The following is a 23,916-nucleotide window of genomic DNA, read 5'->3' as shown; positions in this document are numbered from 1 at the left end:
CGGAAGAAGCGTTCTTTGCTTCTGAGGGGTCTGAGGCCGTGCCCGCGGAAAGCATCCGCCCGTAGCGATCCCGGACGGCGGGAGTGACACGTACTTATAGAAAACAATCCAACAGCAGTTACGTCGCAGTTTATGGGTTTTGTATTTAAAACAACAACCTTTTAAAAAACAGCCTTAAAGAAAGAAGGTATGATGATGAGATCAATTCACGCCATGATTGCCGAAGATGAACAGCTGGCGCGGGAGGACATGATTTATTTATTGGAAAAGGAACCGGATGTCGTCCTTTGTCCCAGTGCTGAAACGGGCAATCAGCTGGTTAACCTGTATGTTGAATACGAACCTGACGTTATTTTTCTGGATGTGGAAATGCCCGGGATGACCGGAGTGGATGCCGTGAAGCAAATAGTCGAGCTTGCTTATCTTCACCCGCCGCTGTTCATTTTCACGACAGCCTATGATGAATATGCGATGGAAGCGTTTGAGATTGAAGCTGTCGATTATTTGCTGAAACCTTATGATGATGTCCGTTTTCAAAAGACAATGCGTCGGATCCGCAAACAAATGGCGCAAACCGGCATGAAACAAGACAAGCATGCTGAGACACAAACCGATCCGGCTACCGAAAAACTGCTTATTGACGACGGTGAACGCATGGTTGTCCTCGCGCCTGAGGCCATTTATTACGCTGTCCCGGACAACCGCATGCTGGCCATTCATACACAGGATGAAGTGATCGAGTGCCGGATGACACTGCAGGAATTGGAGGACAAGCTGCATGGGCTTTCCTTTTTCCGGACCCATCGAAGCTATTTGGTGAACCTGAATTACATCAAGGAAATTACCCCATGGGTTAACGGCGCCTACAATGTCACGCTGACAGACAAAGACCAGACGACATTGCCCGTCAGCCGTTCAGCAAGAAAAGTGCTGCTGGAAACATTTAAAAGCTGACCATTCATCAGTTAATTTTGGCAATTCAAACATAACCAGCTGCAATCGAAACAAAATTCCCCACAGCAGGTCCCTTCATCATCTATACTATAACGTAAGCGCTTACAATAGGTGGAGGTGATGACGTTCGGCTAATAGATAACCATAGGCAGCTTTTGCATCCCGCAGATTATTTTTTCGTGAGGGGGAGTGAACGTGGGTAATACGATTGCACCAGCTAAGACGCATACCAACATGCCCGATTACGATGAATCCCGGGCGAATTTTTCCTGGGATGAGGTGGAAAAGGCGTTTTCCTGGTATGAAACCGGTCAGGTCAATATGGCTTATGAGGCGATCGACCGGCATGCCGAAACATGGCGGAAGAACAAAGCGGCCCTTTATTACAGCGACGATGAACGCGATGAAACATATACCTTTCAGGACATGAAGTTCCTGTCCAATCAATTTGGAAACGTTTTGCGCAGGATTGGCGTGGAAAAAGGCGACCGTGTCTTTTTATTCCTGCCGCGCTCGCCGGAACTATACGTGAGCATGATGGGGATGTTGAAGATCGGCGCGATTGCCGGTCCGTTATTCGAGGCCTTCATGGAACAGGCCGTTCGTGACCGTCTGGAAAACAGCGAGGCCAAAGTACTGATGACGACGCCTTCACTCGTTGACCGGGTCCCGTACAACGAACTGCCGCATCTGGAGACCATTATTCTGGTTGGTGACGGTAAAGCGCCTGAAGATGATCAGGACATTCAATTTTATCGCTATGAAGACGAAATGAAAAACGCTTCACGGCATCTGGACATCGAATGGGTGGACCGGGAAGACGGTATGATTCTGCATTACACGTCCGGGTCAACCGGGAAGCCAAAAGGGGTGCTACACGTCCACAATGCCATGATCCAGCAGTACCAGACGGCCAAATGGATCATGGATCTGAAAGAGGATGATATTTTCTGGTGCACGGCTGACCCGGGCTGGGTGACTGGCACCTCGTACGGTATTTTCGGGCCGTGGCTGAACGGAACCTCCAACCTGGTCCGCGGTGGACGCTTCAGCCCGGAAGACTGGTACGGCACAATCGAAAAATATCAGGTGTCCGTCTGGCTGAGCGCCCCGACAGCATTCCGCAAACTAATGGCAGCGGGTGAAGCTGTCACGGAAAATTTTGACTTAAATTCACTGCGCCACGTGCTCAGTGTTGGTGAACCGCTTAATGCTGAAGTTGTCCATTGGGGCATGAATGCCTACAACGTGCGCATCCATGACCATTGGTGGATGACTGAGACCGGCGGCGTTGTCATTGCCAACTATCCGTCCATGCCGATGAAGCCGGGCTCGATGGGGAAACCATTTCCGGGTGTGGAAGCCGCCATTCTGGATGAAGCGGGCAACCAACTGCCACCGGGGCAAATGGGCAAACTATGCATCAAAGCCGGCTGGCCTTCGATGCTGCGGACAGTCTGGAACAATGAAGAACGGTTTAACCAATACTTCCCGTTCGAGGGCTGGTTCGATTCCGGTGATTTGGCTTCCAGGGATGAAGATGGCTATTTCTGGTTCCAGGGCCGCGATGATGACGTGATCACAACATCCGGGGAACGGGTCGGACCGTTTGAAGTGGAAAGCAAACTAGTCGAGCACGCGGCCGTTGCTGAGGCAGCCGTCATCGGGAAACCTGATCCGGTGCGCGGCCATATTATCAAAGCATTTGTCGCGCTGAAAGATGGCTACACGAAAAATGACGACCTACAGGAAGAACTAAAGCAATTCGTTAAAAAAGGATTGGCCGCGCATGCAGCACCGCGGGAAGTCGAAATCCGCGACTTTTTGCCCAAAACCCGAAGTGGCAAAATCATGCGCCGGGTTTTGAAGGCATGGGAGCTTGACCTGCCGACAGGTGATTTATCCACGATGGAAAAATAATTCACAGTTTGAGCGGGGGTTTTCCAGAACCTGACTGGGAGTCCCCCTAAAATTTATCTGAGGAGGTTTATGATGCCTGACGCAACGGATTTGCAAACGCAGACAGACAAGACGGTTGATTATGAAAAAGTGGTCCAAAGCGGCCAGTTTAAACAATTTATGCAGGATAAGAAAAAATTCATTGTCCCGTATACGATTTTTTTCCTGATTTTTTACTTTTTGCTGCCAGTTTTAACATCTTACACAACTTTTTTGAACACCCCGGTCATCGGGGACATTTCCTGGGTATGGCTGTTTGCGTTTGCCCAATTTATCATGACGTGGGTATTGTGCACGATCTATGTGAAAAAGGCTGCTTCGTTCGATGAACAGGCCGACCGGATCATTGAAGATCAGATCGGGAATGGAGGGAATGCCCGATGAGCCCGACTGTTATTACGCTGTTTCTGATTATCGTGGCTCTGACGCTTGCCATTACGTTCTGGGCATCCAAACAAACCCAGACAACCGGGGACTTTTACACAGCAGGCGGCGAGTTGACCGGTTTTCAAAACGGGCTGGCCATATCAGGGGATTACTTATCGGCGGCCTCTTTCCTCGGGATAGCCGGATCGATTGCCCTTTATGGGTTTGACGGTTTCTTTTACAGCATTGGCTTTTTAATTGCCTATCTCGTGGTTTTATTTCTTGTGGCAGAACCACTGCGAAATCTGGGGAAGTATACGATTGCCGATATGATCAACGCCCGGTTTGATGCCAAAAAAGTCAGAGGAGCCGCAGCACTGAGCACGATTACCATATCCATATTCTATATGCTTGCCCAGCTTGTCGGGGCCGGTGCTCTTATCCAGTTGCTGTTTGATATTCCTTATACGATCGCTGTCCTGATTGTCGGTGTCATGATGACCATTTATGTATTGTTTGGCGGCATGATTGCCACCAGCTGGGTGCAGATTGTCAAAGCAGTCCTTTTGATGGCTGGTATGCTGATCATTTCGTTTCTTGTGCTATTACACTTTAACTTTAATATCGGGTCCATGTTCAGCGAGGCGAAAACCGCCACAGTTCACGGGGCTGACTACCTGATGCCCGGATTGAAATATACAGCGCCGCTGGACACAATTTCGCTGATGGTGGCGCTCGTTCTGGGAACAGCCGGACTGCCGCATATTCTCATGCGTTTTTTCACGGTTAAAGATGCCAAAACAGCCCGAAAATCTGTTGTTACCGCCACGTGGATCATTGGTATTTTTTATGTCCTGACGCTGTTTCTTGGTTTTGGAGCGGCGATTTTCGTAGGCGATACTGCCATTGTTGAGGCGAACCCTGGCGGCAATATGGCGGCCCCTCTGCTGGCCGAGGCGATCGGCGGAGAATTCCTGTTCGCATTTATTTCTGCCGTGGCATTTGCTACCATTCTGGCCGTTGTTGCCGGTCTGGTCCTGTCCGGTGCATCGGCATTTGCCCATGATTTATACGGGCAAATCATTAAAAAAGGGAAAGCGTCCGACAAGCAGCAAATGCTGGCAGCGCGTTATGCAGCTTTGGCTGTATCAGTGCTCTCGATTGTCCTGTCATTGTTTGCCCAGTATTTGAATGTGGCATTTCTCGTCTCACTCGCTTTCTGTATCGGTGCAAGCGCCAATTTACCGGTCATTTTGTATACGGTATACTGGAAACGATTCAATACAGCGGGTGCGGTTACAGCCCTCTTGTCCGGCCTGATCTCGGCATTGGTTCTGGTATCCATGAGTCCGAGTGTCTTTTCACCAGAACAAGGTGCTGCTCTGTTCGTCGGTGAGCCGTTCTTCCCGCTCAGCAACCCGGCACTCGTCTCAGTACCGATCGGCTTTCTTGGCGGTTACCTGGGCACCATATTGTCCAGCGAACGCGATGCGAAACGGTATGATGAAGTGAAAGTTAAAGCCCACACGGGGTATAAGGAAACGGGAAGCTAAATATAAATGGTGTGAAAACGGCTGCTTGCGTAGCAGCCGTTTTCGCATGCGTTTTTTGGCGGGTGCTGCGCACGTTACATGGATGCTGCGCGCGTTGATGGACTGGTTGCGCGTCCCGGCGTGGTCATTGTGCGAATGCGTTTGAACACGGCGCGCGTTACGACCAGGGGCGCGCGCCTCATGTGGTTGCGCATCCCACAGCCGTCAAGGCACGCCATTCAAATCCACAAACCCACCCCCGCTGCCATCAGGCCGACAGCAACAGAGGTGACGACATACACTGCTGCTGTTTTCACCTGATTTGCCTGCAGTAATAGCATCGTTTCACGGCCGAATGTGGAAAACGTCGTAAAGGCCCCACAGAACCCTATGCCAAACAGATACCATAACCCCTCACCGATGGCATCGGCTGCATAAAGACCGGCAAGCCAGCCAAGCAGAAACGAGCCAACAACATTTACAACCCATGTGCTGGCCGGAAACGATTGTGTATGCCGTTTTTTAATCACATCGCTCAGCCAATAACGCAGTACCGCACCCAATGAGCCGCCGAGTCCAATCAGCCACATCATGCAGCACCACCCGCCTTATGCTGTGACAACGCTAACGAGTAGCCGACATACGCGAGCAGAAGGCCACCGACTGTACTGGCTAAACTATACAGAACAGCATCGAAAACAGAACCTGCCTGGACCAGTTGCAGCGTCTCCAGCGAAAACGTCGAAAATGTCGTGAATGAGCCTGTCAGCCCCGTCCCTATTAGTAAAGACATCTGTCGGGACACACAACCACGTAAACCGATAAACGTCAGAAACCAGCTGAGAAAGAGACAACCGGCTAAATTAATCACAAGCGTATTGAGTGGAAAGTCATCGGTATAAACCCACTCACCCAGCCCATAACGCGCCATCGCTCCCAAAAACCCGCCTGCCATAACGAGCAGAACATCCATGAGCATCACCCATCTTCCCTAAAAATGACTGGCCGATAGAACCTATCTTACCAGCCTAAAGGCCGTCAGTCTGCAGCCTTTGTCTTTTCCCGCCAAGCCATATCCGTCAGTTCATCTTCAACCGTGCGATTCCGTCCGGCGCCATAACCGACTACTGTCATGACGGCACTCAGGACAAGCACAGCAACAAGCGGCACTTGCCAGCCTCCCGTCATGTCGTTCAAAAAGCCGATCAACGTCGGCCCAAGCGCCGCCAAAAAATAACCAAGCGCCTGGGCCATCCCGGATAACTCCGCCGCTTGCTGTGCCCCATACGTCCGCATGCCCAGAAAGGCGAGCGCCAACGGGAACATACCGCCCGTCGCTATACCGAGTAATGTAACACTTGCTACCATCATAATACTTGACTGGCCAAACAGCAATCCAGCTATCCCGGCACATGCCACCAGACTGATTCCCGCCGTGAGGAAGCTTTGCGACTTAAACTTTCCGGCCAGAACCGGCAGTAAACTGGCGGGCAATCCGATAAGCTGTGCATATGACAACAGCCAGCCCGCCGTACCGCTGTCTGCCCCATAATCCTGTAAGAGAACCGGCAGCCAGGCAATCACGACATAATATAACAACGCCTGCAAACCGAGAAAGACCGCCACTTCCCAAGCAAGACGCGACTTCCACATCCGCACATCACTGGCCGTGACGTAATGCACACTTACTTCATTGGCCGCCCGGCGCTGCTTGACAAAATACACCCAGATAACAACACCGGCCAGCGCGGGCAGCCCCCAGACAGCAAGTGACCACTCCCAGCCAAGTCCGGCATTATCTGCAAGCGGCACACTGAGCCCGGATGCCAGCGCCGCCACCAGTCCCATGGCTACCGAATAGACACTGGTCATCAGTGGAACCCGATTCGGGAACCTTTCTTTGATCACACCAGGCAAAAGCACATTGGACACAGCAATCCCCAGCCCAATCAACACTGTCCCACCAAACAAAAAGACCGGCATCGGAATCAGGCGCACTGCAATCCCAGCCAGAAGCACGACCATACTGGCAATCAGCACAATTTCATTTGAGTATTTATTACCGAGTTTCGGGGCAACCGGCGACATCACCGCAAACGCCACAAGCGGCAGACTCGTCAGAATCCCGACGCTCCAGCTGGACAGGCCCAAATCCGCCCCGATCGCATCTGCCAGTGGCCCGACAGACGTAATCGCCGCACGCAGATTAAAGGCGATGATAATAATACCGGCAACGAGCAACGATTGATTATAGCGCTTCATGTCCTCGAACTGATAGATGCCCATAAAAAAGATGCTCCTTCCTCGCAGCTGTCATCGAATGCTTTGTAACATTTTGGCTTCGTATCCTTGACTATTCCATAGAATTGATGCATTCAAACAAAATGAGCTCCCGATCCGACGCGTCTTTTAAAATTAAACATGACCTTTACCATAACGTCAACTGCCGGGATTTGCTCATGTATTAACCGAAAAGGCTATTGAGGCTAGCGGCGATTTCCCGCGGTTTATCAGCGCGAATTGGACATGTATAGCGGTTTTTGCAACAGTCGTTGGCGCCTAGGCGCATAGGTGCTTCTAAACACCTGATCAGATCTCGGAATCGGCCGGTTCGTCGCATAGAGCGCTCCTAAACGACCAAACGACTCTCAGATAACGCCGGTTCGTCGCATAGAGCGCCTCTAAACGACCGAACGACTCTCGGATAACGCCGGTTCGTCGCATAGAGCGCTTCTAAACGACCGAACGACTCTCGGATAACGCCAGTTCGTCGCATAGAGTGCTCCTAAACGTCCGAACGACTCTCGAATAACGCCGGTTCGTCGCATAGAGCATCTCTAAACGACCGAACGACTCTCGGATAACGCCGGAATGTCGCATAGAGTACCTCTAAACGCCCGAACGGCTCTCGGATAACGCCAGTTCGTCGCATAGAGCGCCTCTAAACGCCCGAACGACTCTCGAATAACGCCGGTTCGTCGCATAGAATGCCTCTAAACGCCCGAACGACTCTCAGATAACGCCGGTTCGTCGCACAGAGCGCCTCTGAACGTCCGAACGACTCTCGGATAACGCCAGTTCGTCGCATAGAGCATCTCTAAACGCCCGATCGACTCTCGAATAACGCCAGTTCGTCGCATAGAGCGCCTCTGAACGCCCGATCGACTCTCGAATAACGCCGGTTCGTCGCATAGAATGCCTCTAAACGCCCGATCGACTCTCAGATAACGCCGGTTCGTCGTATAGAGCGTCTCTAAACGCCCGATCGACTCTCGAATAACGCCGGTTCGTCGCATAGAGCGCCTCTAAACGACCGAACAGCTCTCGGATAACGCCAGTTCGTCGTATAGAGTGCTTCTAAACGACCGAACGACTCTCGAATAACGCCAGTTCGTCGTATAGAGTGCTGGTCGGGTTTAGCGGCGCCATTTTCAACTTAGTCGTGCTCGGCAGCCATATAGCAACGAATCGGTCATAGCGTTTACTCGTGGAACCACTTCACCCTTACGATTTTCATTGATTTGTAGTATCATTAAGTCGTGCAGAAATTTGAATGGAACAAAGGAGGTGAATACAGATGATAATTGAGATATTGCACGAACTGTTTGCTGATACGTCACCTTTTTACGTTTATTTCAGCATCTGCCTGTCTGTTATCGGCACGATTAATCTCACCCAGTTCGATTTGCATCAATTCATCGGGCATGCGCATGTCTATACAAGAGAATCTCATGCGATCCAAATCCAGTCAGCCCCCATCCAGGCATCCATCGGAGAGGCGACAGATATCATGGACTGGATTGTACAGAAAGCCAAGCGAATTGACGCGCCGGATGATGACACAGACGACCACACCCTCTCTTTTTTCAAAACGACAATGAAAAAACGAGGAGGGCCACGATGGAACGAACATCTGTATTCACGTTTGCCAAAAAATATAGCCTGATCGGACTGATACTGATCATTTTCCTGGCCGGTTGCGGATCAATTGATGAACCGGTCAATGCTGACACGGAAGGTTTTTTCAATCACTTCTTTGTCTACAATTTTTCTTTATTGATTAAAGGGCTGGCATCCTTTTTCAACGGAAGCTACGGCCTGTCGATCATCGTGATAACGCTTATGATCCGACTTGTCGTAATGCCATTCATGCTGAAGCAGACGAGAAGCAGTTTGGAAATGCAGGATAAGATGAAAGAACTCAAACCAGGAATGGACGCCATCAAGAAAAAATACAAAGATCACAAAGACCGGGAATCGCAAATGAACATGCAGCAGGAAATGATGAAACTGTATCAAAAACACAACGTCAATCCGCTCGCTTCATTGGCCGGCTGTCTGCCAATGCTGATCCAAATGCCGATTTTGATCGCCTTTTACTGGGCAATCCGCCGCACACCCGAAATTGCCGCCCATCAATTTTTATGGTTTGACCTTGGTCAGACCGATATTGTCCTGACACTTATCGCGGTTGCGATCTATTTTATTCAGTTCAAAGTAACGCAAATTGGTCTGGAACCGCAGCAAAAAAAGCAAATGGCTATCCTTGGTCTGGTCTCACCGGTCATGATCGGCATCATTTCCCTGAATGCACCGGCAGCGCTGCCGTTGTACTGGGCCGTCGGGGGATTGTTCATTATCGGACAGACGCTGATTTCCAAGAAAATTTATTTAGCACATAAAAACAGCACAGCTGAGACGACATGACAGCGAAAAACAAGGCGATTGCAATCGGGCAATCGCCTTGTTTTTTATTGACGTTCCATTCACGCATTCATCGACCCTTCGCCGCCGGGATCAATCATCGACTGATAAATGTCATCAAGTGACCATGTTTTGCCTTTTTCATCTTTATAGACAACATGCTCCCGCTTAAAATGGACCGGCGAATCCAAGCCTGCTGCTGCTGCCACCCGGAATAGCCCTTTACGCATGGTGACCAGATAATTGGCAGTCCGGTACTTCTTTTCATCAACGACGAGCGCCTTCTGCAGATCCGGATCCGTCGTCGCAACACCGACCGGGCAAATATTGGAGGCACATTTTAGCGTCTGAATGCAGCCGACCGTAATCATAAACGCGCGCGCAATATTGACCATATCAGCGCCCATGGCCAGGGCAATCGCCACCCGGTCCGGTGAATACAGCTTACCGGAAGCGATGATTTTCACCGGATCCCGAACACCATATTTTTTCAAAGCGTTATCCACCAAAGGCAGGGCGGATTTAATCGGGAGCCCGACACTATCGGTCAACTCTTGATACGAGGCACCCGTCCCGCCTTCACCGCCATCAATCGTAATAAAATCCGGTCCTTTGCCGGTGTCACGTATCTGTTGGGCTAATTCATCAGCTTCGAAATGACTACCAACGACGATTTTCATGCCAACCGGTTTGCCGGAGTGTTCCCGGACCTGTTCAATGAACTCAAACAGTGAGGTTAAATCGCTGAATTCCGGAAAACGGTTGGGGCTGTCAATTGAGGTATACGGCTCTACCATCCGGATACGGGCAATTTCCTCAGTTACCTTTTCGGCATCAACGTGGCCGCCGCGCGTTTTCGCACCCTGGCCCAATTTCACCTCAAACGCCTTAAGCTGCGGAATCTGACTTTTTTCCTTCAGCTCATCCCAGTTAAAATTCCCTTCTTTATCCCGGAGGCCAAACATGCCGGGACCAATCTGCATGATCAGGTCACCGCCACCTTTTAAATGATAATCCGACAGACCACCTTCACCTGTATTCATCCACGCCCCTTTGGCCATGGCCAATCCTTCCGATAAGGCCGTGATTGCGCGTTCACCAAGCGATCCGTAACTCATTGCCGACATACCAATTTGCCCGCGGACTCTGAACGGCTCTCGGCAGGTGCTGTCACCGATGACAATGGCATCATCCTCATCAAGCAGGTAAACCGGCGACTGCTCTTCCTCCAAATGCTCTTCCCGCTGCGTAAACAGCGGATCTTTCGTCAACAAATAACGGTTCGTTGTCAGCTTGGTCTCCCGGTCCATTTTCAATTCTTCCGTCAACTTCGGGAACATACTGTTGCGGATATAGTAACCCTCTTTTTCAAAATCACGCTGGGACCCGAAACCTTCCACATCCCGCTTATATTTCGCCTTTTTCACGATATGCTGGTACTCATCCCGGGAAATCGGCTTGCCTTCACGGTCATTATTGAAAAAATACTGCCGTAATTCCGGACCAATTTTTTCAAAAAAATATCGCGCCCGCCCGACAACCGGATAATTGCGCAAGACCGGGTGCTGCCGTTGCGTTCGGTCGACAAAGAATATGTAAACAGCGATTATGAGAAGCATCAGAACGATAACCGTCACAACCACAAAACCGATTACGGTCATAATATCTGCTACGTTCATGTAAATCCCCACCTTTTCAAACTCTCTACTGGTAGGGTTTGTCATTGTATAGAATTTATCCGTGGCAAACGAAGATGTATTTCACCGCACAAAAAAACAGCAAGGATTCACCTTACTGCTGCCTGCTTAGGGTTTTCATTTCTGTTTCCACTTTAAATACGCGATTGTTCAGCACATCTGTCTTATCATCAAAGTGATTAATAATCGTTTCTGAATATTGGCCCAAGCTGACAACCAGGTTTTTCTGAAGATTTTCCTGACCTTCTTCAAGTCTTTTCTGCCCAGCTTCCAGTTTCTCTTGTTGGTCTGCCAGATTTCTTTGCCCAGCTTCCAGTTTCTCTTGACGGTCTGCTAAATTTCTCTGCCCAGCTTCCAGTTTCTCTTGACGGTCTGCTAAATTTCTCTGCCCAGCTTCCAGTTTCTCTTGACGGTCTGCCAGATTTCTCTGCCCAGCTTCCAGTTTCTCTTGACGGTCTACCAGATGCCTCTGCCCAGCTTCCAGTTTCTCTTGACGGTCTGCTAAATTTCTCTGCCCAGCTTCCAGTTTCTCTTGACGGTCTGCCAGATTTCTCTGCCCAGCTTCCAGTTTCTCTTGACGGTCTGCCAGATTTCTTTGTCCGGTTTCCAGTTTCTCCTGTCGATTTGCAAGATTTTGCTGGCCTGCTTCTAATTTTCCTTGTCTGTCTTCAAGTCTTTTCTGCCCCTGTTTCAAGTCGGTTATATCTGTGCGCATATCAGTTATATCTGTACGTACGCCATCTAAGCCAGTTCGTAATTCCTTCAATTCACTTAAAATTTGGTTTAACGTCTCTTCCATCAGCCTTCTCCCCCCTTTTTTGCTTATTATACCATTGATTAAATTGATATGTTGGCTTTCGTTTGAAAAAGGCTTTTTATTATAACACAACCTTTAGCGTTCCCCTGCAAAGATAATTCGTAAAATCGTTCTATATCATAAATGGCTTCTCCGGCCTTGTTTTCGGATAGCCGTTTGATTCACGATACGCTTTACGTTCTTCGGTAAAATCAAACCATTGCTTCGTCGATCCGGGATGATTGGCATGATGGATAACACATCTGATTTGATCCTCGACACAGGGATCAACCCAATGCCCCAGATCGCGCTCGAGCTGATCCAACAATATTGCGCCATCTTTGCCTTTCAATTCGCCCAGGCTATGAAAACCAAGGTTATCAACAAGTGTATCCGCGAATTGATGGCCGATTGAAGGGATCTGCTGAAACGTGGCTAAAGCCTTGATAAATTTTGCCCGTTCCTCTGACACCTTCAAACTATGGGCTAGATCATCCATTTCCAGTTCGCGGATATCACCTATTTTGATTTTATATTTTCTTAGATGCTCTTTTTCTTCAGCTGATAAGGGTAGTTTTGGGTTTTTATTTGGCATAAAAGTCACCTATTTTCTTTATTATTTGCTCAACGATTGTATCCAGGGACATTGATCCATCAATAACAATGTCTGAGTTCGGCTTAACATTCTTTTCCATTTCTAAATAAGCTTTTCTTCCACTAGATAGATAATTTATTAAAGCCTTATGAACGTTTTCAATTGGACCTATCGCAAAATCTCTGAGTATCCGCCTTCCCATCGCTATATCCAGTGGTGTATCAATGTAAATGGAGAGATGAATGAGACCGTTCATATCGTCATGCAAATAAGCGAATGGATAATCCAGAAAAATATAATGAAGGTGATTGCTGGTAAGGAGACATTCAACATCTTGAATAAGCGGTGAAAGATCCCAACCGTTATAATCCGCTCCATTTTCTGCCCATTTCCCAAGATCATCCGGGCCTTCAAATACATAGTTGTCAAAATACAAAGCCTTTGAATAATCAACCCGTTCAAGCAATCGGTTGATGACAGCAGTTTTCCCTCCGCCGGAAACAGCTGCAACCGAAACAACGACTGGCGTCCGATTCATATCGCCTTACGCCCCCTCTATCTTATTTATCCCCGTCATTTTTGGCATGGAAAAATCCCGTACTACCTGCAGTAAAACTGGGAGATAAACGCCATAAAAAGAAACCCCATCTTTCGGTTATAAGTGTGATGATTAAAAAGAGAATCGGAACACCAATTAACACAGTTAATGATATCTTTTGATCGTTATTCATCGGTAAAATTTTCCCTCTCACCCTTACTTAATACATCAGGAACATGCTGCACATCTATACCAGCTTATACATATAATACTCATTCACTGGTTTACCATCTATCATCAATGAATGAACCTTTTCTCCTTCAATCTGAAAACCCATTTTTTGATAGAGCTTAAGGGCTTTCACATTATCTTTGATGACCGTGAGCTCCAGCCTGGATATGCTGATAGCTTCAGCCCATTCATACACCTTCGTGATCAGTTTTGTTGCCATGCCTTGTCCGTGGAAAGCATCATGCACACCCAGTGCCAGATACGCCGAGTGCTGATTCCGTTTCATTTTGCCGCCAAATGCTGCAATGAAGCCGGCAAGTTGATAATCAGATTCCGCCACAAAAAAGGCGGACCGCTCTTCGGATGAAGCCCGTTCAATTGCCTGTTTTTGCTGCTCGACTGTTGTTTTTCGTTCACCGGGCTCGTGCAGCATGAATCCGGATTCATCAATGCGCTTGTTCAGTTCTAAAAATGCTTCTGCATCACTTACGTCAATTGGCCTGATGATCATCGGCATGCTCTTCCTTTCAGCCGTCACTTTCTTTCATGTTCCCCTCGCTTGTCAGCACCTGGGGCTTGATGATTTCGGGGTTATCCTCCGTATCGTCATCATCGGCTTTTTTGTCGTCAAGTCCCCCCGATTTGGATGACGAATTGAACTGGAAACCGTACGCAAGCTCACCGTTTAATTCGGCAATCGCCATCGGATACGTGAGCGCCTGAATGTTGAAACTGCCTTCTTCCGGTTTCGTGACATGGTAGGTGACGTTGACCGTTCCTTTACCCTGCTTGGACTCGGGCGATACAATTTTAGCGAGTTCCATCCGCTCAATATTAACCGCATACCCGCCGGTTGACTTTTGACCCAGCAATATGATCACATATGTCTTCCCGTCCGCATGGAATACCTTTTTTGCTTCCTCTGATCGATTTTTCTCCAGCCATGTTTGCACCCTGGCCGGTGCTTCATCCGGATCAATCATTTGAAATGACAATTCCGTTTTTTCCCGAGCAATTGGCCCTTCTTCTGTCATTGTTTCATCCTCCGTTGTTCCTGACCCGCAGCCAGTTAATAATAGGGCTGATAAAAGCATCAATAATAAACTACGCATAACAATTCCCCTTTATAACTGGAAAAGCCCGCTATTCATATTTCACCGCTTCGATAAATTTTTCTGCCTTATCTTCCGCGTACTTCCCGGTAAATTGAAATGACTCACCGTCCATGACGGCCTTAATATGCGGTGACGATAATAATTCATCGCCCAAATATATGTGGATTTGTCCATCCAGGTGGTTTTCGGTGATTTCCTTCAGTTTGTTTTCTTCTGCCATATCTTCCACCGCTCTCTTCTACGCATTTGACCTCGTCCCTCGCCCTTTGATGCGTAATACTGTCTTCTGCTTATTTATATTATACAATACCATCGCCCGTTAAAACATAAATCCAAAGTTATATTCCTGTAAAGAACAATCCGATGTATCGTGTGACATCGTAAGCGTATTAAGAAAATACGCTGAAAGTGCAGTTGATCTTATCGGACGACGAGCTGGCAGTTTAGATGAAATGGGGGATCATTGGAGATAAACTATAATCGTGGCAATTTGGCATAAGCGATGAACCGATCGGACTGCTTTGGTTTGCAAAACACAGTTCTATAATTTGTGTATCCAAACGTTTACTCGGTTTTTCATACCATTTTTGTCGGGACCCATCCTTTCATCGACGGAAATGGTCGCGTGTCACGTTTGCTATTAAATCTGGAACTCATGAAAGATGGCTTTCCACCAATTGTTATCAAAGTTGAAAATCGATTGGACTATTATGATACTTTGGCTAAAGCCAATACCCAAAAAGAATATGATGATTTTATTCAACTGGTCGCCAAGGAAACAGAGGATTCTTTGGATCTGTATTTAAAGGCGATAGAATGAAAAAAAGGGACGTTACAGACAGAGAGAGAACAAATCCAACATGATCACCGATAGGTATCAGCGACGAATGAAAGATGCGATTAAAGGAGCGGTTGGAACGTTGATTGCGATTCTTGCCTAAATCACAGGTTTTAAAAGCCACGTTTCACGTGATGATCAAATCCAATGGCGGTTACTTATTGGTTTACGTTCCTATTCGGCATTCGCTTCAGCATCATCATCCCGGCCGGAACTAACAAGAGAGGCGTCATCACTGTGAAAAATGAAAGAGCACCAACCACTATGAATGTAACGGCAGAACCATAAGGGTAACGCTTTGTAAGGAAAAGCGCCGTTCCATTCGCGATGGTTAACAGCCCTAAGTAACCAATGGGGAAGATTAATATCCCTTTTAAGAAAACGATCGTATCCCCCGTAATGTTTTCAATGACAGCAGCATCCACGTTTTCCCTTTGAGCCTTAGGGTCGTTGCTGAAGAAATCGGTAAGCAGTGTGCGCAACGTTATATTATCTTCTAGTGTTATCGTGAACACTGACAAAGCAGTCATAGCGGCTACCAGTAATACAAGCGACATACCCCCTAGGATTCGGGGCGTTTTCAAACGTTGAACCACGATTAATGCAGGCCACCTTTCGTTTATTCAGTTTTACTCAAAGACGACGCAAAACATAATGCTATACCCAAACATATAAAACCCAATGCCTGATAATGCTCTTTGAAAACGAAACTTCCGTCAAATCGTTGAATCAAGAGATAAATCCCCATAATGGAGAAGATGATGCCCAGGCCAAGATTCAGTTTGCCGAACAAAGATAGATTCTTCATATTGTCCTCCGTTAGTGCTATATTCAGTCGCCTAAACGCTCCAACCATTCCCGCAATTTCTTTCTCGGATAATAGACTTCGCCGTTCAATTTAATGTGCGGCACATCTGGATAATCACGAAGTAACATCTCGGCATCCTTTTTGGAGACACCCATGAAATAATGGACATCACTATGTTTAATTAATTCGTGATCATCGTTTCCAAATATACTTTCCATCGAGTCGATCGCTCTTGGATTCTTAAAATTCTTCAACCCATCACCGATAAAATAACCAGCTGCAGCAATGCCCAGGGCCAATAATGTGAAATCCATTAATTTTCTCCCCTCCTTGACAACTTATCCGCCTCAGATGCGCTGTCCGCCTGCTCGTGGTAAACTTCTAGCAATTTATCTCGCCGGACGAATAATGTTATGATAAGTGCCACTTCACTGATCACCAGTAATACAGATCCCAGCATTAATCCGCCGAAAAAGAGTCCGACGCTTACCTTAAATGCGTAAAAAAACCAGATAAATATCGTGCACGCCCACAGAAATAGATTGATAACACTTGCGACAAAAACGTGCGACCCAAACCAGCCGGTCATTTCAGTCATCTTCCAGCCATATAGGTAACTGGCAGCCAACGCAATGATAATCGATATAATGAAAATGATCATAGCTAAACTACTGCTGCCTTCTAACGTCATGACATGAACACCTGCCATTTTGCTTGATTAGATTTGGAATATGAGAACCTTTCAAGTCTTTTCCCGTTTCCACATAACATCATTATACCAGATTTGCAGCACGGATATGACAGCCAAAAGCACGAACCAAATAATCGTTATGGCCCAGAAGATCGGCGCAGCTAAGAATTACGACAACCAAAACGGCAGGAATGATTCAGAGCGTCCCGTCATAAACATTTCATTCCTTTTAATCCCCCGCTTACATTCCCATCAAATAAACGATATTAAGCATTAAAACCATATCGCCTTATTAGCAGCATAAACAAGCAGCCCTAGCCCGGTGTAAACAAGACCATACCGAGCAGGTTTAGGCAACGAAAACCATTTTACTGTTACACGTTGCCCAAGATGATTGATTTTGCGGTCTTCATGACGCATACAATTCCTCCTTCAGTCAATAGCCAGAAGGGCGCCAATAGCGCCACTATATTCGCCATTTGGTAAAAACACCGGTTCCTTCCCAACCAGCCTCGTGTATGCCACTAAAATATCTTGCAGAAGCGGATTCGAGCGGAATGATGAGCCAATATAAACGATCGCTCCAGTGTCATATTGTGCTGCCGCCTGTGTGCTGATTGTCACGATGACTTCGCCGATAAGACCAATGATAGCTGCCAGCATATCCGAATCGGAGGGCTTGTGTTCCCGCATCCATTCAGCTTTGCCGAAATTGCTGGCGGTCAAATCGCCTGAAATCGGCGGCAGTAATCCTTCAAAAATATCCTTTACCTTCAAATCCACGTGTTCCCGGTTACCATCGCTGGCCGCTCGAACAATTTCTTCATAGTCTTGCATGCCCGTCGTCAAATAGGCAAGACCCAATAATGTCCCGCCGCCGATACCTGATCCACCAATGCGCTCCTGTCTGCCATCTGTCACATGATGAATCGACGTCCCAGTACCGACATTGACAAATAAAAATTGACGCCCAAGGGTTTGCGGGCCTGCCAGATAGGTAATCCCCTCTGTTGTGGCATCAAATTCGACAACCGTTTTAGCTGGCACGTTCAATTTTTTTGCAAGCACCTGGCTTCTTCCGCCTGTCACACATATAGCCGGCTTTTCGAAATAATCATGCAGCCACTTGATGGCGTCATCAATGGCCTGTGACGGGAACGACCGGTATTGAATCCTCTCATTTTCAATATATGCAGTTTTGATGAGTGTTCCCCCAGCATCGATGCCTATTTTTGTTTGGGTCATATTATTTTCCCCCAAGATTTTAATTTGAACAAATTTTATCAGCGCATTTTAGAATCTATCAGTACAATCATTGTTGTAGATTGAAACCTAGTTGATTTGAACGACCCGTGCTGAAAGATATTCACGGGCAAAAATCAGCCATACTGATCCCTTTTAATAATGCACACAAGACTACTTCGCCAATATGAATTGAACTTCCTTTATCTAATACGAATGAAACCATTTAAAGTATTCATTTACTAGGAAATCGGATTTCGCTCAATGATTCATAGGATTAAAATGACCGCTGTTAAACTTACGACAGCGGCCGATGACTGTTATAACCTATTTCTCAGCTTTTCAATTTCAACTTGTTCAAGATGGGTGACTTCAGCGATAAATTCAATTGAAACTCCCTTTCTCAACATTTCAACAGCAACTTCTTGCTTTGCTGCCTGTTCGCCCTCAATTCTTCCTTCTTTTCTGCCTTCTTTCTTCCCTTTTTCCTCATAAGAAATTGTTAGCTCCATAACCTTCTCACCATCCTCCATTTTACCTAACTCTTCGTGCAATTTTGCCTCCTCCTTTTCGTTAAGTTTTAGATAACTTTCAAAAAAGCCGTATATCATATTTTCCTTGGCCGGGTTTAATGGCATTCTTACTAACATTCGTAGAAATTCCTTTTTCACTTCAATCCGTTCCTGATTGGTATACCCCATTTTGCTGAGCAATGCCGCAGCTGCGGGATTGTCTGATTCGATATAGTCACGCCAATTCTTTTTTCGAAGCTCCAATGTTAAAAAATTAAACGTCAAAACATGGAAAAAAGGAAACTCAATTGTAAACGCATCCTGCTCATAACGCTTTTCGTCATAACTGAAAACAGCAATCGGAACAATAGGCTTACGATACTTATTATACAGTAGACTATAATAGTGAAACATCCGTTCATGGAAGTCCGGCTGCCCATAGCTTTGCGGTTCGACATGAACGATAATGACAGAACCTTCGCCTTTAAGCTTCGTTTCAACGATAATATCCAGCCTTCGTGTTTTTCCATCGTGCAAGTCGGTATGCACTTCTTCGGACAAAAATGTCATGTCATGATAATCGATATGCCTGTGAACATCCGAGAAAAATATGTCGATAAATTCTTTGAAGAAGGTTTGAATAAGTTCTTTGAATAGCAGATCGTGTTTGGTGTACTCAGAGGTTTTTGTTTGTTCCCGTACGACAGTAGCTAATGGCATTTTAGCACATCCCTTGTGGTTTATGAAGTGGAATGCCAAGGTGTCTTCACTATAAAAATAGTAACACAAATCATTGTTTAGAACAAGTGTTCCCATGATTTTTTATTTATCTTTATTTTTTTACCGTGTTCATTTGCTGCGATATTCGTTATACTATAGATAAAGAAAATGACCGCCAATGCTGAGCACCGGCGGCCGTGTACAATAGCCCTACAAAGGGGCGACTTACATGCCGCGTAACGTAATCACCCTACATGCTTGCCAGGCTCATAAGGTGGTTATTTGTTTTGGTCAGACAGTCAGTTTAGACAGCCTTGCGCTGAAAATAAAGCCAGCCGGCAGCAAAAAATACAATCAGACTACCGCCCACAACCGTCAGCACCTGCTCCCACGGAACAAAGAACACACTCTCCTGCGCCCCGCCGCCGTACATCATTAAAAATGGCTGACCCCACGGATAAAAAGGACCGTACGTTTCAGAATTAACCGCTAATATCGATGGAAGGGTAAAAATGACATTCACCGCAAAAGGCGCCGCGAAGCTTTTCCACAGGATCGACAGCGTCAATTGCAGGGCTACAAGCGGCAATGTGGCTACCCAGCCGCCAAGGACACTTTTCCAGATAATCATCATTGGAAACGGGTCGGCTACTTCCTTTACAGTGCCTGCCAGATAAACCGCACCGAGAAACAACAGCTGAATAACGAAGACAACTGCCATCAGTAACAGGAATTTCACAGTGAAGACACTGCCTCTCGAGACCGGCAGCGACAGAAATTGCTTCCAGCCGCCTGCCTGGTGCTCATACCGGCAGATTAAACCTGCCAATATGCCTGTCATCAGCGGCAAAAACAATAACGCATATGGCAGGATCATGAACTGCAGCAGCAGATACCAGTCGTTCGCCCCCGTCTCCATGCCGGCGAGATTGGTCATGAGACCGGTCATCAGGGCGATGGCTGGCCCCACAAATAAAACAGGCAGCATCCCAGACTTCCGGAACTTAAACCATTCCGACTGCAAAACTGAAAGAAACATATCACGTCACATCCCTTCGCGCAAAATCGATCATCCCGGCCACATATAACAGCACGCCAAAGCCAATCCCAAGCGAGACAATGGTGAGCGGCTCCGCCCAGCCATTCATCAGCGCCGGCCACTTCCAGATCAGCCAGTCCGGCAAGTTATACGCCATATAGTTTAAAATGACACCTACTACGCCCGCTGTCACCGGAACACCCTGATGACGGCTTATTAACGCAATCCAAAGATGTAATGCCAGTACCGGTAACGCGGCCATAACCGGATAAAAACTAAATTTTACGGCTTCAAGGTATGGAACGTTATCACCCAAATCAAGATACATACCGAAACCAAGTGTGAAAATCAGCAATAAAATGGACGCCACCAGCAGAAGCGTGACAATAACGGTAAACTTTGATAAATAAATCGCCATTTTAGAAACGGGCAAGGCCATTAGCTGCTTCCAAGCATTCGTTTCATTTTCCACACTGGCCATGAGCGACGTCAAGATTACAATACCCAACACCAATGCAAGCGGCGTGAACATATTCACATTCGCCAGGTAATGGCTCCAGTCATCATCACTTTGCTGGAGAAGATAGTCTTTGCGGACTCCATAATTGACCATTTGCAGAAAAACAACACCGAGCGGACCAATCAGCGTTAGTAGCCAAAATCCTTTCCGCCTGATTTTCAAAAATTCCGAATGCAGTAGTAGTCCGATCATAACGCATTCCCCTTTGTCATCTGCAAGAAAATATCCTCGAGTGACCGCTTTTCTTCTTCGGCCCGATAAACCGCATAACCGTCCTGAACAAGCATCCGTATGGCTTGTGCGACGTGCTCATCCGAGTTTTCATGCAGGTAAACACACCCGTCCTGGCTCTCCGCGTTAATGCCCCTGATCAGGAGTGCCTGACTTGCCTCGATGCTGTCACTGACACGTAGGACAACACTTTGCTGCGCGTGTTCACGCAGTTTTTCAATCGAATCCTGAAAAATCATCTTCCCTTCCGAAATGATCCCGACCGATGTGGCAATCTGATCAATTTCAGATAACAGATGACTTGAGATCAGGACGGTCATGCCGAATTCTTCCGGCAGGCGTTTAATCAAATTACGGATTTCAATGATACCAGACGGGTCCAGTCCATTCGTCGGTTCATCCAAAATCAGCAGCTTTGGCTGATGCAATAGGGCAATCGCGATCCCGAGCCGCTGTTTCATGCCAAGGGAAAATTCTTTAACCTTTTTGTTGGCCACATCCTGCAGGCGGACAACTTCCAGCACTTCCCCAATCCGTGATTTGGGAACTCTATAGATTTTCCGGATCGCTTCAAGATTTTCTTTTGCCGTCAAATGTGGGTAATACGATGGATTTTCCACGAGCGATCCGACATGTTTTAAAATCCCAATTCGTTCTTTGTTTAAATCCTGGTTAAAGATATGAATCGAGCCAGATGTTGGTTTCATCAGCCCAAGCAGCATCCGGATGGTGGTTGTCTTTCCGGCTCCATTCGGTCCGAGAAAGCCATACACTTCCCCTTCAGTTATGGCCAGACTGATGCTGTCCACTGCCTTTTCACGCCCAAATTGTTTGACTAATTGATTTGTCTGTATCACATGTCCCATTTGTTTCACCTCTGCTTTAATGATAAATGACAAGGTTTAAATCCTGGTTCAACAAAGGTTAAATTTTGTTTAAAAAAGCTCGAGCGCTGTTATGGGTTTGTTGATCTCCGTTCATACGCCTCGCCCCCGGGAACTGTCCTGTTCGCAATTCATTTAGTCACTAACATCATTCATTACACCTGTTACAAGCAAAAAATACGCACGGAACATATTGGCCCGAGCGTATTTTTGATAAATTTTTTGTTCAACTAAAGCGTCCATCTATAGAGCATCAGAAAATAGTCTTTTTGAAGTAAAGACAATAAAGCTCCCTTATATCTTGTAAGAGAACGTATCGTTGGATCTAAATGTCTTACTTTTCCTGCACTGTATTTTCTCCCTCGTGTGTAAGTTTTAAACACCAAGGGCGTGATACCCTAACGTCTCCTCGCGTAAAACTGACGATGGAGTTGGCGAACTTGCTCCGCGAGTTCAGGAACAGGGCCATCTATTGTGGTATCACGAATAACATCTTGGATTGGAAGATGACGAACGCGCGATTGCGATGCAGTAATCCCCATTTCACTCAACCATTGTACCAGCTGTTCGGACGAACTTGCATAAACGATTCGACCCAGACCAACCAAGCCGTGGGCTGCAGCGCACATAGGGCAATGTTCGCCTGAGGTATATACTGTCGCCTTGCTTCTGTCTTGAGGTGTCATATTCCTGGCTGCCCAGCGCGCCAAAGCAAACTCCGGGTGTTGAGTATGGTCACCACTTGCAACGTGGTTATGGTCTTCCGCAAGCACGTCTCCGTTGGCTGAGACGAGCACTGAACCAAATGGCTCGTCACCATTCGCCAGAGCAGCCCTTGCTAGTTCAATGCAACGTCGCAGATGCTTCAAATCCGAATCATTTATCATCATTAATCCTCCTCGTACCATTTTTATTTTTACATCGACTTTCCGTCAACCATCTTATTCCAGATAGGCGCCATCCTTTAACCATTTCGCTGTCAATGTTTCTGCATTTAACATCTCTTCTGGTGTACCTTCACATATAATATGTCCGCCTTGTTTTCCTCCTCCTGGACCCAGTTCTATTACCCAGTCGCTCGTCGCTATAAAGTCTAGGTTGTGTTCGATTATTATAACGGAATTACCTCTGTTTACCAGATTTTGAAAGACATCTAAGAGTGTTCCATTATCTTTTGTGTGTAGTCCTAAGGATGGTTCATCTAATAGATAGATTTGTCCTTCTTTTTTTAAATGGCTTGCAAGTTTTAGACGCTGAACTTCCCCGCCGCTTAGAGAGCTTGTCGTCTGTCCCAAGGTTAGATACCCTAACCCAACGTCTTTTAGTGTAGTCACTCTTTTTATAATCTTATGTTCTTTAAAATAATTCATAGCCTCGTCTATCGTTAAATCTAAAATCTCGACTATATTTTTATCTCGATATCGATATGACAGTGCTTCGTCTGAATATCTCGTTCCGCTGCATGCTTCACAGCGAATAGTCACTGGATCTGCAAATGCTACATCCGGTGTTGTGACCCCCTTTCCTTTGCAGACAGGACATGCACCTAAGGAGTTAAAGCTAAACAAACCGGCTGGTTGGCCTGTTTCTTTTGAAAATATGGAGCGAATATCATCCATCATTCCCATATATGTAGCGAGTGTCGAACGGTTAGAGATGCCTATACTGCCTTGCCCTACCATGATGGTTTCTGGATAACTTTCTGGAAATGCTTCCAACATTAAGGTGCTTTTACCAGAACCAGATACGCCACATACAGAGACTAAGGCATTTTTGGGAATATTGACGCTTATATTTTTTAAATTATTGTGATTTGCTGGGTGTGTCAATAATCTTGTGTAAATGACCCTTTTCCTGTAGAAAGTTCAGCTGCCGTTTTTTTGGTAAAGCGTCATCATTAAGAGATTGCTCTGAGCCACAGCGCCAGCTGCTTGTCCTTGACCT

28 protein-coding genes and 1 pseudogene are annotated in these 23,916 nt (G+C 46.8%); 7 read left to right on the top strand and 22 right to left on the bottom strand.

What is annotated here, in order from left to right; all coding sequences use genetic code 11:
• Positions 1-195 precede the first annotated feature (195 nt).
• The 4 genes from ACFQ4A_RS06040 to ACFQ4A_RS06025 all read left to right on the top strand — a co-directional run bounded on the left by ACFQ4A_RS06040 (position 196) and on the right by ACFQ4A_RS06025 (position 4,832).
• Positions 196-954 carry a LytR/AlgR family response regulator transcription factor gene (locus ACFQ4A_RS06040; RefSeq protein ID WP_382398614.1) on the top strand — a complete coding sequence of 253 codons (759 nt, stop codon included), beginning with the start codon at positions 196-198 and terminating at the stop codon, positions 952-954.
• A 234-nt stretch (positions 955-1,188) separates the two neighbouring features.
• Positions 1,189-2,874, top strand: coding sequence for an acetate--CoA ligase (gene acsA / locus ACFQ4A_RS06035; RefSeq protein WP_382398772.1), 1,686 nt, complete (start codon positions 1,189-1,191; stop codon positions 2,872-2,874).
• A gap of 72 nt (positions 2,875-2,946) precedes the next feature.
• Positions 2,947-3,297, top strand: coding sequence for a DUF485 domain-containing protein (locus ACFQ4A_RS06030; protein ID WP_382398612.1), 351 nt, complete (start codon positions 2,947-2,949; stop codon positions 3,295-3,297).
• Positions 3,294-4,832: a solute symporter family protein gene (locus tag ACFQ4A_RS06025; RefSeq protein WP_382398610.1), complete on the top strand. Its 1,539-nt coding sequence runs from the start codon at positions 3,294-3,296 to the stop codon at positions 4,830-4,832. The genes ACFQ4A_RS06030 and ACFQ4A_RS06025 overlap by 4 nt, the downstream gene beginning before the upstream one ends.
• A 218-nt stretch (positions 4,833-5,050) precedes the next feature.
• Here the strand turns inward: ACFQ4A_RS06025 and crcB (ACFQ4A_RS06020) are convergent, their stop codons facing one another.
• From crcB (ACFQ4A_RS06020) to ACFQ4A_RS06010, 3 genes are read right to left on the bottom strand one after another with little or no spacing between them, the layout of a single operon-like run.
• Positions 5,051-5,404: a fluoride efflux transporter CrcB gene (crcB, locus tag ACFQ4A_RS06020; protein ID WP_382398608.1), complete on the bottom strand. Its 354-nt coding sequence runs from the start codon at positions 5,402-5,404 to the stop codon at positions 5,051-5,053.
• Entirely contained in the window at positions 5,401-5,790 is a 390-nt protein-coding gene (crcB, locus tag ACFQ4A_RS06015; protein ID WP_382398606.1) for a fluoride efflux transporter CrcB, read from the bottom strand. The genes crcB (ACFQ4A_RS06020) and crcB (ACFQ4A_RS06015) overlap by 4 nt, the downstream gene beginning before the upstream one ends.
• A gap of 59 nt (positions 5,791-5,849) precedes the next feature.
• Positions 5,850-7,097: a CynX/NimT family MFS transporter gene (locus tag ACFQ4A_RS06010; protein WP_382398604.1), complete on the bottom strand. Its 1,248-nt coding sequence runs from the start codon at positions 7,095-7,097 to the stop codon at positions 5,850-5,852.
• A gap of 1,291 nt (positions 7,098-8,388) precedes the next feature.
• Between ACFQ4A_RS06010 and ACFQ4A_RS06005 the strand changes: the two genes are divergently transcribed.
• Both ACFQ4A_RS06005 and yidC read left to right on the top strand, forming a co-directional pair.
• Complete coding sequence (locus tag ACFQ4A_RS06005; RefSeq protein WP_382398602.1) at positions 8,389-8,757, top strand: hypothetical protein; 369 nt, start codon at positions 8,389-8,391, stop codon at positions 8,755-8,757.
• Entirely contained in the window at positions 8,712-9,518 is an 807-nt protein-coding gene (gene yidC / locus ACFQ4A_RS06000; RefSeq protein ID WP_382398600.1) for a membrane protein insertase YidC, read from the top strand. Before ACFQ4A_RS06005 ends, yidC begins: the two co-directional genes overlap by 46 nt.
• Positions 9,519-9,577: 59 nt before the next feature.
• Here yidC and ACFQ4A_RS05995 read toward each other — a convergent pair whose 3' ends face one another.
• The 8 genes from ACFQ4A_RS05995 to ACFQ4A_RS05960 all read right to left on the bottom strand — a co-directional run bounded on the left by ACFQ4A_RS05995 (position 9,578) and on the right by ACFQ4A_RS05960 (position 14,707).
• On the bottom strand, positions 9,578-11,194 hold the full coding sequence (locus tag ACFQ4A_RS05995; protein ID WP_382398598.1) for an FMN-binding glutamate synthase family protein: 1,617 nt from the start codon (positions 11,192-11,194) through the stop codon (positions 9,578-9,580).
• Positions 11,195-11,306: 112 nt separating this feature from the next.
• Positions 11,307-12,011: a hypothetical protein gene (locus tag ACFQ4A_RS05990; RefSeq protein WP_382398596.1), complete on the bottom strand. Its 705-nt coding sequence runs from the start codon at positions 12,009-12,011 to the stop codon at positions 11,307-11,309.
• A gap of 130 nt (positions 12,012-12,141) precedes the next feature.
• Positions 12,142-12,603: a helix-hairpin-helix domain-containing protein gene (locus ACFQ4A_RS05985; protein WP_382398594.1), complete on the bottom strand. Its 462-nt coding sequence runs from the start codon at positions 12,601-12,603 to the stop codon at positions 12,142-12,144.
• Entirely contained in the window at positions 12,593-13,141 is a 549-nt protein-coding gene (locus ACFQ4A_RS05980; protein WP_382398592.1) for a hypothetical protein, read from the bottom strand. Before ACFQ4A_RS05980 ends, ACFQ4A_RS05985 begins: the two co-directional genes overlap by 11 nt.
• Positions 13,142-13,163: 22 nt before the next feature.
• Positions 13,164-13,334, bottom strand: a complete 171-nt coding sequence (locus tag ACFQ4A_RS05975) for a hypothetical protein (RefSeq protein ID WP_382398590.1) — start codon at positions 13,332-13,334, stop codon at positions 13,164-13,166.
• Between the two features lie 54 nt (positions 13,335-13,388).
• The gene (locus ACFQ4A_RS05970) at positions 13,389-13,910 is read right to left on the bottom strand and encodes a GNAT family N-acetyltransferase (RefSeq protein ID WP_382398588.1); all 522 of its coding nucleotides are present in this window, start codon (positions 13,908-13,910) and stop codon (positions 13,389-13,391) included.
• Positions 13,900-14,484, bottom strand: a complete 585-nt coding sequence (locus ACFQ4A_RS05965) for a protease complex subunit PrcB family protein (protein WP_382398586.1) — start codon at positions 14,482-14,484, stop codon at positions 13,900-13,902. The genes ACFQ4A_RS05970 and ACFQ4A_RS05965 overlap by 11 nt, the downstream gene beginning before the upstream one ends.
• A gap of 31 nt (positions 14,485-14,515) precedes the next feature.
• Entirely contained in the window at positions 14,516-14,707 is a 192-nt protein-coding gene (locus ACFQ4A_RS05960; protein ID WP_382398584.1) for a SecDF P1 head subdomain-containing protein, read from the bottom strand.
• A gap of 330 nt (positions 14,708-15,037) precedes the next feature.
• Here ACFQ4A_RS05960 and ACFQ4A_RS05955 point away from each other — a divergent pair, with 330 nt between their 5' ends.
• A complete protein-coding gene (locus tag ACFQ4A_RS05955) occupies positions 15,038-15,307 on the top strand; it encodes a Fic family protein (RefSeq protein WP_382398582.1) in 270 nt (89 codons plus the stop codon).
• 176 nt (positions 15,308-15,483) lie between these two features.
• Here ACFQ4A_RS05955 and ACFQ4A_RS05950 read toward each other — a convergent pair whose 3' ends face one another.
• From ACFQ4A_RS05950 to ACFQ4A_RS05900, 11 genes and pseudogenes are all read right to left on the bottom strand, one after another.
• Positions 15,484-15,882 (bottom strand): hypothetical protein, encoded by a 399-nt coding sequence (locus ACFQ4A_RS05950; RefSeq protein ID WP_382398580.1) that lies wholly within the window; start codon positions 15,880-15,882, stop codon positions 15,484-15,486.
• A gap of 274 nt (positions 15,883-16,156) precedes the next feature.
• Entirely contained in the window at positions 16,157-16,447 is a 291-nt protein-coding gene (locus ACFQ4A_RS05945) for a DNA-binding protein (protein ID WP_382398578.1), read from the bottom strand.
• Positions 16,447-16,824: a hypothetical protein gene (locus tag ACFQ4A_RS05940; protein ID WP_382398576.1), complete on the bottom strand. Its 378-nt coding sequence runs from the start codon at positions 16,822-16,824 to the stop codon at positions 16,447-16,449. The genes ACFQ4A_RS05945 and ACFQ4A_RS05940 overlap by 1 nt, the downstream gene beginning before the upstream one ends.
• A gap of 273 nt (positions 16,825-17,097) precedes the next feature.
• Positions 17,098-17,244 carry a hypothetical protein gene (locus ACFQ4A_RS05935; RefSeq protein WP_382398574.1) on the bottom strand — a complete coding sequence of 49 codons (147 nt, stop codon included), beginning with the start codon at positions 17,242-17,244 and terminating at the stop codon, positions 17,098-17,100.
• A gap of 12 nt (positions 17,245-17,256) precedes the next feature.
• Complete coding sequence (gene coaW, locus ACFQ4A_RS05930) at positions 17,257-18,069, bottom strand: type II pantothenate kinase (protein ID WP_382398572.1); 813 nt, start codon at positions 18,067-18,069, stop codon at positions 17,257-17,259.
• Positions 18,070-18,386: 317 nt separating this feature from the next.
• Positions 18,387-19,298, bottom strand: a complete 912-nt coding sequence (locus ACFQ4A_RS05925) for an Rpn family recombination-promoting nuclease/putative transposase (RefSeq protein WP_382398570.1) — start codon at positions 19,296-19,298, stop codon at positions 18,387-18,389.
• Positions 19,299-19,602: 304 nt separating this feature from the next.
• The gene (locus tag ACFQ4A_RS05920; RefSeq protein WP_382398568.1) at positions 19,603-20,337 is read right to left on the bottom strand and encodes an ABC transporter permease; all 735 of its coding nucleotides are present in this window, start codon (positions 20,335-20,337) and stop codon (positions 19,603-19,605) included.
• Position 20,338: 1 nt separating this feature from the next.
• On the bottom strand, positions 20,339-21,049 hold the full coding sequence (locus ACFQ4A_RS05915) for an ABC transporter permease (RefSeq protein ID WP_382398567.1): 711 nt from the start codon (positions 21,047-21,049) through the stop codon (positions 20,339-20,341).
• Complete coding sequence (locus tag ACFQ4A_RS05910; RefSeq protein ID WP_382398770.1) at positions 21,046-21,954, bottom strand: ABC transporter ATP-binding protein; 909 nt, start codon at positions 21,952-21,954, stop codon at positions 21,046-21,048. Before ACFQ4A_RS05910 ends, ACFQ4A_RS05915 begins: the two co-directional genes overlap by 4 nt.
• 416 nt (positions 21,955-22,370) lie before the next feature.
• Positions 22,371-22,859 (bottom strand): nucleoside deaminase, encoded by a 489-nt coding sequence (locus tag ACFQ4A_RS05905; protein ID WP_382398565.1) that lies wholly within the window; start codon positions 22,857-22,859, stop codon positions 22,371-22,373.
• A gap of 54 nt (positions 22,860-22,913) precedes the next feature.
• Positions 22,914-23,789: pseudogene (locus ACFQ4A_RS05900) on the bottom strand (ATP-binding cassette domain-containing protein); the annotation flags it as partial.
• Positions 23,790-23,916: the final 127 nt, after the last annotated feature.

The organism is Lentibacillus salinarum, from assembly GCF_042679865.1.
Lineage (GTDB): Bacteria > Bacillota > Bacilli > Bacillales > Amphibacillaceae > Lentibacillus > Lentibacillus salinarum.
This window is presented reverse-complemented; position numbering and strand designations above follow the sequence as displayed.